This window comes from Saccharospirillum sp. (assembly GCF_039982735.1).
In the GTDB taxonomy this organism is placed as follows: Bacteria; Pseudomonadota; Gammaproteobacteria; order Pseudomonadales; family Natronospirillaceae; genus Saccharospirillum.
This window is the reverse complement of record NZ_JBDWXV010000011.1, coordinates 263,575-276,036: the sequence shown is the minus strand read 5'-3', so window position 1 is coordinate 276,036 and position 12,462 is coordinate 263,575. Positions and strand designations below refer to the sequence as shown.

Below are 12,462 nucleotides of genomic sequence, written 5' to 3'. Positions count from 1 at the left end.
CAATTCACCGTCTAGCCCGGATTAGCATACCATTACGCAGTCGCCTTCATTTTGTACCATACCCGATTTCTAACCAGACTGATCAGTGGTCAAATCCACCCTTGGGTTTCGTAGCGACTGGCCGATAACGTATCATGCTAAGCGCGCCCGAAGTGTCGGGCGCCAGGACAGGTTCGCGAGGTTGTTATGAGCAGTAAGGCAAAGCATGCCCAAAAGTTACTCCTGTTTACGCTGACGGGACGCCAAACCTTTGCCATCGGCACTCTAAAAGTACGGGAAATCATCCCAACCGCCAAGCTCACCAAAATGCCTCAGGACCACCCTTCTGTGCTGGGTGTGACGACCATTCGGGGTAAGACCATTCCGGTGATCGATATGGCCTATGCAGTCGGCTACCAGCCATTGTCGCCAGACGAAATCGCCTCCGCATCCATCATCATTACCGATTGCCAGCGCCGTGAAGTCGGCTTTCTGGTTCGAAAAATTGAACGCATTGTCGACACCAATTGGCGCGACATTAAAACGCCGCCCTCGATGCTGGGGCGCAACGCCTTCCTGACCGGCTTGCTGATCGATGAAAAACAGACCATTCAGTTGCTGGATGTCGAACTGTTGCTGTCGATCGTCTACCCGGCACCCGCTGACAAGAAGTTCACGGTACTGACCGACGTTCAGCGCGAGAAACTCAAACCACTGAACATTCTGCTGGTAGACGACTCCCACGTCGCCCGTCGGCAATTGTCTGATGCCCTCGATAACCTGAACATTACCTATCAGGTAACCAACAACGGTATGGAAGCGCTGGAGATTCTCAAAGCCGAAGCCAGCAAGGGCCACCCCATCGACCTGCTGGTCAGTGACATCGAGATGCCCGGCCTCGACGGCTACGAGCTTGCCTTCAATATTCGCGACAATGCCGACCTGGCGGGTGCTTACATTATTCTGCACACCTCCCTGAACAGCGAAATGAGCGTCAGCTACGCCAATCAGGTGGGTGCCAATGAAGCCCTGACCAAATTTGACGCAGAAGAGTTGGTTATGGCCATGCTCCGCGGCGCAGAGTCGGTTCAACCTTCATAAACCTCACTCCGGCAGTTGGCAAACCCGCAGGCATCCACCATACTGTATGCATAAACAGTATTTGGAGGAATCGCTATGTCGATACAACTGCTCGGTCGCTGCGAAACAGGCCCGCAACTGAATCTGCCGCTTTTTGTCGAAGGCCAGTCAGTCGATGATGATGAAGGGCTCGATCACGATATTCCGGGTATTGACCTGGCCAGCCTGTGCATCCGCAATCCGGAATCCAGCATCCTGGTCTCGGTACACAGCATGGCTATGGCCGAGGCTGGCATCATCGCGGGCGACACCCTAATCGTTGACCGCAGTGCCAGAGCCAGCCAGGGCGACATCATACTGGCCGGCTACAATGGCGAGCTGATGGTGCGGGAATTGCAACTGACTCCGAGCCCAAGGTTACTGCCAAGACACCCGGATTTTGACATTCTGGTGGTGCCGGAACATGAAACCCTTAGCCTGATTGGCAAAGTAAGCCACATTATTCGGTCACTGTAAGCCTATTGTGGCAATTGAAAGCAAATGCGATATCGACTAATATTCCAGCGGCGTCCAATACTGACTTTTCGCCCGACAGCCTTCTTATTTGTACTATATTATTTCGCGGCGAAATGAATTTGGTTTAACCGCTAATCCCAATGCGGATACACCAGGGTTATTTGTGAACGTCTTTAAAAGAGTCGCTTTACCGGGTTACTGCTCCCGCTTTAAAACCCTTGCTGATTCAATGGCCTGTCATAAAAGCCATAACGCACCTTTGATCCAGTCTGGCAAAGGCAACGGATATAGTCTGTTATTTCTGTTTTTTGCGTTAACCATTGCACTAAAAACCAGGGTGAACGACAGGCCCATTACCCGACCCTGGCAGTTACTGATAGCGCCACCACCCCAGTTTGAGCCTGTTTAGGCGATATGGGGTGTCACAACCATAAAGACTCAACGGGTTTGCCTGCAGATGGTCCGGCACTCCTATAACACTGTCACTATTGATATTAACCGTGAACACTGGAAGCCTATGACACAAACACACTCTGCTGTTCGCATCGACGCGCTAAACATTGATGCTGAAATTCAGAAATACGAATCTGAGCTTGAAAACCTGATTCGCCTAAAAGAAACCGCGATGAAAAAAGAAGCCGGTTTTAACGCCTACATGGAATATCTGGCTACGCTGGAGCGCGAATACGGCATTACTGAAGAAGATTTATTCTCCCGGCGCAGTGTGAAAATTGGTGACTGGATTACCAAAACCCTGGTTCGCCAAAAACAATCGGCTTTGTTAAAGCGACTGGCCAGTTTTTTTGAAGAATACGCCAAAAAGCAGCCGAAAAAGGTAATTGGCAAAGGCCGTCCGCAGCCAGCAAAAGCGCTGGAGCCCGGTGTTTATCGTCACCCGATGAGCCTGGAAACAGTAGAAAAGAAAACCCGTGCGCCCAAATTGCTAAATACCTGGATACTCGAAAATGGGTTGGAAAAGGTACAAAGCTGGCGCGTCAGCGAATAACCAATCCTGCTGCACTCCTACTAATCCGGATCACCCGATGCACGGTGTGATCCCGGGTTTGTTGCCCCCCTTCATAGCCAACCTCTTGATTTCGATCAGTAAACTTCTAGTCTTCTGCTGATAGCCTACCCGTTCGGCCCGCTGCAAGGACTGCAAAACGCGAAGGCCACCCACATTGCAGTTTCAAGAGGCACCACAATGACGTCGAAAGACAGCGACAATGTATTCCAAAGCTATGGACGCGTTTGCAACAAAGACCGTTTTTTCGTCGATTTCTACGACCATTTCATGAGCAGCTCAGATGCCATTCGTGCGCAGTTTGTCGACACTGACATGAAACAACAGCGCCACCTGCTACGAAACGGCATCATGCAACTGGTATTGCATGCCCGTGGCATGCCAGACACCAAGCTCAGAGCCCTCGGCAAAAGTCATGACCGTACCGGCTATAACATCAAACCGGAATGGTATGGCCTCTGGCTCGATGCCCTGATGCGCACCTTAAGAAAACACGATCCGGAATTTTCGGATGACCTTGAAACCAGCTGGCGCCGGGCCATAGAACCTGGTGTCCGTCTGATCAAAGAGGCCTACTAACCAGCCAGCCTAAGCCCCACCAAATCCGGTAACTGGTTGAATCCGTTATCTTTTTGCCAAAAAAGGCTTGCACTGGATCTCGGTACAGGTATCATACGCCTCGTTCTTCAGGACTATAGCTCAGTTGGTTAGAGCGCTACCTTGACATGGTAGAGGTCTCCAGTTCGAATCTGGATAGTCCTACCAGATTACATAACGAAAGAAGCCGCCCTCGGGTGGCTTTTTTTGTTATGTCAGCCGGGAAACCGGCTGCGAACTGGCCGTTCGACTCGAAAGGTCTAGTCTCCACGCTTTCGCCGAACCGCGACGGACTCGCCGCCAATGCCCCAATTGTCTGTCTCAACCTCATCAATAACGACCACGGTGGTCGCCGGATTCTTGCCCAACACATCCCGAAGCAGTTCAGTAGCCCCCTGAATCAGTTGCTCCTTCTGCTCAGCTGTAGCGCCTTCACGGGTAATTTTGATGTTTACATAGGGCATGGGATTTCCTCGGTTAGTCGTTCAGATGCAACCACTGCTCGATTTGCGTATTCACAGCCGCTTCATGAGTCAGCGGCGCCATATGACCGCCTGGTGTGTTTACCACCCTGGCCCCTGGCAACCAGTATTTGAGTTGCTCTATCAGGGAGCGAGCGCTGGGCCGGGTTTGCTCACCGTGCAGCAGCGTCAGCCGATCAGCGAGCGGTGCCAGGGCATCTGCGGTGAAGGTTGGGTGCATCAGCGCCTGAAAGTCGAGATCGACTTTCTTAACCTGGTGTGTAAACAGCTGTTGCAGCCGTTCGGGCATCGCATCAAAGGCCCCCGGGCCATTCCAGTACTCAATAAATCGCCGGGCCTGCGCCGTTGGGTCTGATGCGGTCGATGCATCGTCAAACACGTGCAACACCGATTCCAGGTCCTTCAAGCCTGCATGACCCCTTTCCAGAATGGAAAAACACACCGGTTCAAACAGCACCAGACGCTCTACCCGCTCCGGATGCTTTTGCGCAAAAGCCAGCGCGGCGGCGGCGCCATAGGAATGACCGACTAGCCTCAACGCTCCCTTAATCTGCTCCTGTTCCAGCATTGTTTCCAGCAACGCCACTTCATGCCACAGTGTGAATGACTGCATTTGTTCAAGCGCAGGCATCGGCGTCTCGCCGTAACCGTATAAATCCATCGCCAGGCACTGAGCCCTGCCCTGTAGTCGGCGAATAAGATCACGCCACTGGCCCGATGAACTCAGCGAACTGTGAAGTATCACCACTGTGGGGCCCTGCCCCACGTTTAAATAACCAGGCACCATAGAAATCCTTGAGAAAAAAATTTGGAGTCGGCGCATAACGAGCGGCGGATGCCGGTTATGCCTCTGCGGGGGAGTCCGCAGCAGGGACTAAAACGCCAGGAGCGTTTTAGCACGAGCGCAGCGAGCCCGCAGGGTGAATCCCATGGAAGGGATTCATATCATGCGCCCTAGGCTCCAAGGACGGATTTACGCCGCCCCCGCTGAGGCATAACCGGTAACCGACGCGTACCATAACCACCAATCGAAGTTTGACTCTTCAGACTGATTTTAAATGTTCTTTGGCTTCCATCATCTCGTCGCGCAAGGCGGCCGCTTTTTCAAAGGCCATGTCTTTGGCCGCCCTGTGCATGTCGTCTTCCAGCCGGACGATCACTTTCGACAATTCTGCCGCCGTCATGGTTGCGTAATCTCGTGCTTCAGCATCAATTCGCTCAACCTTCTTGCGGTTGCGGGCAATCTTGCCTTTGCGGCCCGGGGCCACAGCCCCCTCGAGAATGTCCTGCACGTCTTTGACCAGCGCCTGAGGCGTAATACCTTCAGCCAGGTTGTGTGCAATCTGTTTCTCACGGCGCCGGTCGGTTTCGCCAATGGCGCGTTCCATTGAACCGGTCATTCTGTCGGCGTACAAAATCGCTTTGCCGTTCAGGTTACGGGCCGCCCGGCCAATGGTTTGAATCAGCGACCGCTCGCTGCGCAGGAAGCCTTCCTTGTCAGCATCCAGAATGGCGACCAGCGACACTTCGGGCATATCGAGACCCTCGCGCAGCAGGTTAATGCCAACCAGCACATCAAATTCGCCCAGCCGCAAATCACGAATGATCTCCACTCTTTCAACGGTGTCGATGTCCGAGTGCAGGTAACGCACCTTGACGCCGTTTTCATTCAGGTAATCGGTTAAATCTTCCGCCATGCGCTTGGTCAGAGTGGTTACCAGAACGCGCTCGCCCACCGCTACACGCAGATTGATTTCGTGCAACAGATCATCCACCTGGGTGGTTGCCGGGCGGATCTCAATAATCGGGTCAACCAGGCCCGTTGGTCGAACCAGTTGCTCAACAACCTGTTGGGTATGTTCTTCCTCGTATTTACCCGGTGTGGCCGACACATATATTCCCTGAGGTGCCAGTCGCTCCCATTCCTCAAACCGCATTGGCCGGTTATCGAGTGCCGAAGGCAAACGAAACCCGTACTCAACCAGCGTCTCTTTGCGTGAGCGATCCCCTTTATACATGGCACCCAATTGCGGCAAGGTCGCGTGGGATTCATCGATAAACATCAGCGCGTCTTTGGGCAGGTATTCGTACAAAGTCGGTGGCGGATCACCCGGGTTGCGGCCAGAGAGATAACGCGAGTAGTTTTCAATGCCGTTGCAGTAACCCAGCTCGCGCATCATTTCCAGATCATACTTGGTGCGCTGCTCAAGCCGCTGGGCTTCGACCAGGCGGCGGTTATCCTCCAGTACCGTCAGTCGTTCCTTGAGTTCAACGTCAATTTTATCGACGGCCGCCAGTATGGTTTCGCGAGGCGTTACATAGTGGGTTTTCGGATACACCGTATAGCGGGTGAGCTTTTGCAATACTTCACCGGTGAGCGGATCAAACAGGCTGAGGTTTTCCACCTCGTCATCGAACAGTTCGATGCGCAATGCTTCCAGTTCCGATTCGGCCGGAAACACATCAATAATATCGCCCCGTACTCTGTAGGTACCCCGTCCAAACTCGATGTCATTTCGGCTATATTGCAACTCCGCCAGACGGCGCAGCACCTGTCGCTGATCAACCGCATCGCCACGCTTCAGATGCAAAATCATTTTCAGGTAGGATTCGGGCGACCCCAGACCATAAATGGCCGATACCGTCGCAACGATCAGAACATCACGGCGCTCGAGCAAAGCTTTGGTGGCTGACAGCCGCATTTGCTCAATGTGTTCGTTTACCGACGCGTCTTTGTCAATAAAGGTATCGGAAGATGGCACATAGGCTTCGGGCTGATAGTAATCGTAATAGGAGACGAAATACTCGACGGCATTTTCCGGGAAAAACTCCCGAAACTCGGAATATAACTGGGCTGCCAGCGTTTTATTGTGTGCCAGTACAATGGTCGGCCGTTGCACCGATTCAATGACCTTGGCCATGGTGTACGTCTTGCCGGAACCAGTCACCCCGAGCAGCGTCTGAGCGGTCAGGCCGGCGTTCAAGCCGGTTACCAATTGGTCGATCGCCTTGGGCTGATCTCCCGCTGGCTGGTACCTGGAATGAACTTTAAAGGGTTTCATGGGCATCACTGGGCTGGGAGCTTGGTTTACCGGGCGGGGAGCAGGGTCGGTTTACCGATCTGCGCCCCGCCTGGCCTGATTACAGTACGTCGACGATGGCGTCACAGACGGCATTGATATTGGCTTTCGACATGCCCGCGACATTTATACGACCACTGCCGACCATATAAATGCCGTAGTCTTCACGCAATCGATTGACCTGATCGCCGGTCAGGCCGGAAAACGAAAACATGCCGTTCTGGCGCTGAATAAAGCTAAAATCGCGCTTCGCGCCCTTGGCTTTCAAGGTTGCAACAAGGGCATCACGCAGTTCATGAATGTGATCGCGCATGTCGGCCACTTCCTGAATCCACTCAGCACGCAAGGTATCATCCTTCAGAATGGCAGCAACCACCTTGGCACCATGCGCTGGCGGGTTGGAATAATTCCCCCGAATAATGGATTTCACCTGGCTGAAGGCGCTGTCAGCGGTTTCTGCCGAGCTAGCCACCAATGTCATGGCACCAACGCGTTCGTTGTACAGGCCGAAATTTTTGGAAAACGAATTGGCGACAATCAATTCCGGTATGCGATCGACAAAGGCGCGCAAACCGGCAGCGTCTTCGTCCATGCCCTTGCCGAAGCCCTGGTAGGCAAAGTCGAACAGAACGACAAAGCCCTTGCGCTTGGCCTGCTCGGCCAATTGTTGCCATTGTTCACTCGTCGGGTCGATGCCTGTCGGGTTGTGGCAGCAGCCGTGGTACAGCACGGCGTCACCGGCATCAACCTGTTCCAGGTCGGCCAGCATGCCATCAAAATCGAGCCCTTGCTGTTCGGCATCGTAATACCGGTACTGGCTGATAGCGAGGCCAGCGCTTTCGAAAATATTGCCGTGGTTGGCCCAGGTTGGGTTGGACACGTGAATGCGGTTCACGCCCAACTGACGTTTCATGAATTCGGCCGCCGTGCGCAAGGCACCAGTACCACCGGGCGACTGTGCGGTGCGGGCTCGCTTTTCCACAATCACCGGACTGTCAGCCCCGAACAACAGAGCCTGAACCTGGCGGCCGTACTCAACGTCGCCCGATATGGCCAGGTAGCTCTTGGTGGTTTCAGAGTTCACCAGCTCGGCTTCGGCCTTTTTAACCGTGTTCAGAATCGGGGTCTGCCCTGCATCGTTCATGAACACCCCGACGCCCAAGTTAACCTTGTGCGGGCGCTTGTCGGCGGCAAAGGCGTCGTTTAATCCGAGTATGGGGTCTGCCGGGGCTGCTTGAACTCGTTCGAACATGACAGTCAGGATCCTTTTGTTTTGTGGTTGTGAGGGTTGGGCTCTGTCACCACCGGTGACAGCCGATTATAACGCGGTGCCACAACCCCAGCCACGAAAAAGCCGGGGCGCTGCATCAATCATTACAACAACGAAAACACTTGCGTCTCTTTAGTAATTGGGCAGTCGAAGCGCATTTCAACCGCTTTCAATTTCAGGTTCTCGTGACTCTCGTTGTTTTTGCCATACCGTGGATCGCCCATCACCGGGTGGCCAATGCTGTCGAGGTGCCGGCGAATCTGGTGTTTGTTCCGGGTTTTCGGCCAGACATCCAGCACCGACCGGTTCGGATGCGCTTCATAACGCTGTTTGCTGAACAAGGTCTGGGCTGGCTTGCCGTCCAGCGGGGTATCGATATCCCCGTCTTCGGGCGCGTCACCCGCTACTTCGACGCGAAATTGCTGGCTCACCGCATTGGGGGTATCAAACAGCTCGGTTAGCAGTGCCGCGGCCTTGCGGCTATGAGCGACAATCACCAGACCTGAGGCCGCGCTATCAAGGCGCTGCACAACAAACACTTCCCGGCGCGGTTTGAAATAAAGCTCAACCAGCCGGATCAGCGATGCATGGTCGCCCCAGTCGGTTCCTTCAATCAGCAATCCTGGCCCTTTATCCCAAACGCTGTAGTGCGTCAGGTCCTGAACCAGGCGGGGCAATGGCGGTCGCAACGACAGCAGATCTTCATCATAAAAGACCTCCAGCCGATCGCCGATTTTGAGGTCGGTCATCGCCCGGCGCAGCCGCTGCCGGTTTTCTTTGGCATCAACGTGCCAGACCGCCCCCTTGTTCATCATGTCTTTCAGACGGGACTTCGACAACTCAATGTTATCGACCAGAAAATCGATGGCGATCAGCGAGTCGGTTGCCTCCACCTCGAGTACTACATCTATGCGCATAACCGGTTTCCGTTGTCAGGTCGAACCAGCAGAAAACCGGACCGACCTCTGTAATTAAAAGCTGGGTAGCTTAAGGTCTTCCAGCGCGTCTTCGGCGCGCCGGCGGGCTTCATCTTCGGCACGGCGGCGCTCGGCGTCGGCCGCATTGCTCAGGCGGTCGCGCTCATCCAGCAGTTCCTGTTCCAGTGCTTCCAACCGGTCTATAACCTGCTGCTGGAACTCATCTGCCTGATCCCGGACGGCATCGCCCTGAGCTTCAATTTCATCAAACCGCGCCCGCAAGGGCGCTGTCAAGGTTTCCACTTCGGCATCCAGTCGCGCTCTTGTGGCCTCCAGCCAGCGGTTGTATTCCGCCTGCAAGGCGGCCGACAGTGCCGACCGGATCTGATTGTCCAGATCGGACGTCAGTTGCAGTTCAGGCGCATCAATGTCGCCGGTTACCCGAATGCCGATGTCGAACGCGGCTATGCTTTCAAGCGCATCGCCGAGCGTTGTTGCGATCCGGCCTTCACCGCGGGCTTCAAATTCTGAGCCGCTGAAGCTCAGCTCGATCAGGCCATCGACCTGATCACCGGTTACGGTGACTTCACCACCCAAATCAACCGTGCCTGGTGCCCAGTCGACATCGACACCTCCCAGGTCCAACGACCGTGGCGAGAACGCCAGGTCACGGCCAATCAACTCAAAGCGATCGACCGTGGTCGCTTGCCGGCGATCCAGCACCGCATCAATGCGCATGGCCTCATCACCGGCTTCGCCCCGCATTAACTGCAGTCGAACCGGCTCTCCGGTCAGGCGTTGCTGACCGGTTACCTGACTCATGGTCAGTGACCAGGGCCAGTTATCCGCCTCGAAGCTGATCAGCCCCTGGCGCAACAGAAAGTTGGGCGTTGGGTTGGGCGTGTCGAACCGAACAAAACGGCCATCCAGCCGGGCTGGCGCAGCTTCCTCTTGCTCGCCACCCGAAGGCGCCAGCCGGCGCAGCCAGGGAGCAGCCTGGGTGTAGTACTTACGGGCCTGATCGTATCGGTCGAAAATGGCGTCACCAAGCAGCAACCGACCAGCCCGAACCGCCGAGGCCTGGTTCAGCGGGTAAGCTTCTCGCAACGCAGCCCAATCTGCAGCTGGTGCCGCCAACACGTCTTCAAGCGCTTCCTGGCTGTTACTAACGGCCGCATTCGCCGCCTGGCGCGCCGCGGCTACTGACAGTTGATCCTCCAGGGCCTGACGCTGCAATTCTTCCAGATCTGACCGGGCCGAACGAATCGCATCCAGTGTGTTCAGTGAACGACCGCGCAGGGCTTCAATGCGTTCATCGTATTGCTCAATGGAGTCATCGTCCGGAAGGTTAGTCAGGGCGCTGCCAACCTCAGAACGGGAACGTTCAAAGGTGGTGCTGGCCTGGTCTGTGGCTGACCGGGTTTGCGTCAGTGCCTGCTCGACCGCGTCAGCCGGTTCCGGTAATTCCGCGCGAACCGATTCAGCTCTGCTGGCGGCCGCATCCCGGGCTCCTTGCGCCACACCGGGCCCGGAATCGCTGGTGTCGACCGGGACGATGCGCCCGGGTTCATCACGCTCGGTACCGCTGCTCATGCCTGAGACAGTGAGATCATCGATGCTGATTTTTCCAAGAAACAACTTGGGCAGGTCCATCGCCAGCCGGGCAGTATCCAATTCAAACAGGTTACGTTCGGGGTTTTCCTTGTCGGTTACCTGAACGCCGCGAATATCAAAGCCAAGCGGGCTGAGCGACAAATCCACCGAGGCGACGTTGACTTCCGCGCCGTGAACCCGGGTACCACCGGCCTCCAGGCCCGATTTAACCCAGTTGTCCAGAAACAGGACGCCGATCACAATGATCAGTGACAGCACAACCACGAAAGCGATCAGGCCGCTCCATCGAAAAAGCTTCATCTGTGGCGCTCCTTAGCTCACTCGTTCGTACAGGGAATAGACTTTGCTGGCCTTAACAATTTGCACCAGTTTCAGACGGTTCGCCCACGGCATCAGCCGGGCACGGTACTGCACCACCCCGTAACGCATGATCAGCACTACAGGCATAAACAGGAGCACCGAAACCACGACGCTTGCGAGTGTAATGGTGTGATTGAACTTGATGATCTGCCAGACATCACTCTGGTAAAGGCTCGTCCAGGTGGCAGTCAGGCCGGGGTGCGTCAGCCAGGCGTAACCCCAGGCGTCAAAGGCCGGGTCCAGCAAGTAGGCAAACCCTGTGAACACCACCCAGAACACCAGGAAGGTGCCAAAATGCACCCGCAGAATGCAGGCCAGTAGAATGATCACCAGGTTGTGCACCGACCACAGCGGCGTAAGCCCGATAATGAGCGCCAGCCCTACGGCAAAGGATAGTTGCCAGGGGCCGGCGTCTGAATTCAACGCTTTAAAAAATTTCAGAAACTGAGTCAGCATGGTGTCCCTCACGCATGGTTGTCTGGTAGCCAGTGTATCGCCCGGACGATGTTAACAACAGCCGTCACAGGCTTTGGAATCACCCGGCCTGATTGGTCGGGTTATCCTGGCGATCTTTTACCTTCAGCAACTTGTCGACAAGCCGGCTTGCGGCCACCAGGCCGAAGCTGGCCGTCACCATTACGGAGGCACCGAAGCCAGTGGCACAATCAAGACGCCGGCTGCCATCATCGCCAGGCTTGGTGGCACAGACCTCACCGTTGGCCTGGGGGTACAGCAGCTGCTGGGTCGAATAAACACAGTCTACGCCAAATTTTCGTTTCGGATTGCGACTGAATCCATATTCCCGGCGCAACAACTGCCGGGTACGGGCGGCCAGCGGATCCTGCTCGGTGCGCGACAAGTCGGTCACCTGAATCTGCAGCGGGTCCGTCTGGCCACCCGCACCGCCGGTGGTAACCAACGGAATTTTCTGCCGCTGGCAATGGTTGATCAGCGCCGCCTTGACGCGCACACTGTCGATCGCGTCGAGCACTGCTGAAGGTCGGGGTGTTAGGTGCGAAATCAAATTGTCCGGCGTCAGAAAATCATGCCGGGTCTCGACCTCACAGTCCGGGTTAATATCGCGCAAGCGCTGGGCCAGCACATCGACCTTCATTTGGCCAACCGTGCTGCTCATGGCGTGGGACTGACGATTAGTATTGGACACACAGACGTCGTCGAGATCAATCAGCGTAATGCGGCCGATGGCAGTGCGCACCAATGCCTCGGCAGCCCAGCTTCCAACACCACCCACACCCACAACAACCACGTGCTGCTCACCGAGCCACCGGGTCTGGTCGATGCCATAAAGCCGCTCAGTACCCCCAAATCGTTCCGACGCCATTACTGGAATAACCCTCTTGATTGCTAAAAGTACATATTGTGCCCTGCTTCCGCCCCAACTATGGGGCTGGCGGCGGAGTATAACAACTCAAGGTTCGGAGTTCGCCAGCAAAGGGCCAGCCGGTGCTTGCCACACGCCGGTACATCGGGCAGCATTTATTAACACACTGTGCACTTATCAGCCCTCAGGATCCCCTCCCCG

General features: G+C 55.4%; 12 protein-coding genes and 1 tRNA gene. 5 read left to right on the top strand and 8 right to left on the bottom strand.

What is annotated here, in order from left to right; all coding sequences use genetic code 11:
• Positions 1-186 precede the first annotated feature (186 nt).
• The 5 genes from ABJT94_RS09565 to ABJT94_RS09545 all read left to right on the top strand — a co-directional run bounded on the left by ABJT94_RS09565 (position 187) and on the right by ABJT94_RS09545 (position 3,364).
• Positions 187-1,080 (top strand): chemotaxis protein, encoded by an 894-nt coding sequence (locus ABJT94_RS09565; RefSeq protein ID WP_348475556.1) that lies wholly within the window; start codon positions 187-189, stop codon positions 1,078-1,080.
• 75 nt (positions 1,081-1,155) lie between these two features.
• Positions 1,156-1,575, top strand: coding sequence for a S24 family peptidase (locus ABJT94_RS09560; protein ID WP_348475557.1), 420 nt, complete (start codon positions 1,156-1,158; stop codon positions 1,573-1,575).
• Positions 1,576-2,092: 517 nt separating this feature from the next.
• Positions 2,093-2,581: a hypothetical protein gene (locus tag ABJT94_RS09555; RefSeq protein ID WP_348475558.1), complete on the top strand. Its 489-nt coding sequence runs from the start codon at positions 2,093-2,095 to the stop codon at positions 2,579-2,581.
• Positions 2,582-2,779: 198 nt separating this feature from the next.
• Positions 2,780-3,178 (top strand): globin, encoded by a 399-nt coding sequence (locus ABJT94_RS09550; protein ID WP_348475559.1) that lies wholly within the window; start codon positions 2,780-2,782, stop codon positions 3,176-3,178.
• 109 nt (positions 3,179-3,287) lie between these two features.
• Positions 3,288-3,364, top strand: a tRNA-Val gene (locus ABJT94_RS09545).
• 92 nt (positions 3,365-3,456) lie between these two features.
• Here the strand turns inward: ABJT94_RS09545 and ABJT94_RS09540 are convergent.
• From ABJT94_RS09540 to tcdA, 8 genes are all read right to left on the bottom strand, one after another.
• Positions 3,457-3,660, bottom strand: coding sequence for a 4-oxalocrotonate tautomerase family protein (locus ABJT94_RS09540; protein WP_348475560.1), 204 nt, complete (start codon positions 3,658-3,660; stop codon positions 3,457-3,459).
• Positions 3,661-3,673: 13 nt separating this feature from the next.
• The gene (locus ABJT94_RS09535) at positions 3,674-4,465 is read right to left on the bottom strand and encodes an alpha/beta fold hydrolase (RefSeq protein WP_348493913.1); all 792 of its coding nucleotides are present in this window, start codon (positions 4,463-4,465) and stop codon (positions 3,674-3,676) included.
• 256 nt (positions 4,466-4,721) lie between these two features.
• Positions 4,722-6,740 (bottom strand): excinuclease ABC subunit UvrB, encoded by a 2,019-nt coding sequence (gene uvrB / locus ABJT94_RS09530; RefSeq protein ID WP_348475562.1) that lies wholly within the window; start codon positions 6,738-6,740, stop codon positions 4,722-4,724.
• 79 nt (positions 6,741-6,819) lie between these two features.
• Positions 6,820-8,010, bottom strand: coding sequence for an amino acid aminotransferase (locus ABJT94_RS09525; protein WP_348475563.1), 1,191 nt, complete (start codon positions 8,008-8,010; stop codon positions 6,820-6,822).
• 122 nt (positions 8,011-8,132) lie between these two features.
• Positions 8,133-8,945, bottom strand: coding sequence for an RNA pseudouridine synthase (locus ABJT94_RS09520; protein WP_348475564.1), 813 nt, complete (start codon positions 8,943-8,945; stop codon positions 8,133-8,135).
• Positions 8,946-8,999: 54 nt separating this feature from the next.
• Complete coding sequence (locus ABJT94_RS09515; protein WP_348475565.1) at positions 9,000-10,859, bottom strand: TIGR03545 family protein; 1,860 nt, start codon at positions 10,857-10,859, stop codon at positions 9,000-9,002.
• Positions 10,860-10,871: 12 nt separating this feature from the next.
• Positions 10,872-11,375 (bottom strand): TIGR03546 family protein, encoded by a 504-nt coding sequence (locus tag ABJT94_RS09510; RefSeq protein ID WP_348475566.1) that lies wholly within the window; start codon positions 11,373-11,375, stop codon positions 10,872-10,874.
• A gap of 79 nt (positions 11,376-11,454) precedes the next feature.
• Entirely contained in the window at positions 11,455-12,261 is an 807-nt protein-coding gene (gene tcdA / locus ABJT94_RS09505; RefSeq protein WP_348475567.1) for a tRNA cyclic N6-threonylcarbamoyladenosine(37) synthase TcdA, read from the bottom strand.
• Positions 12,262-12,462: the final 201 nt, after the last annotated feature.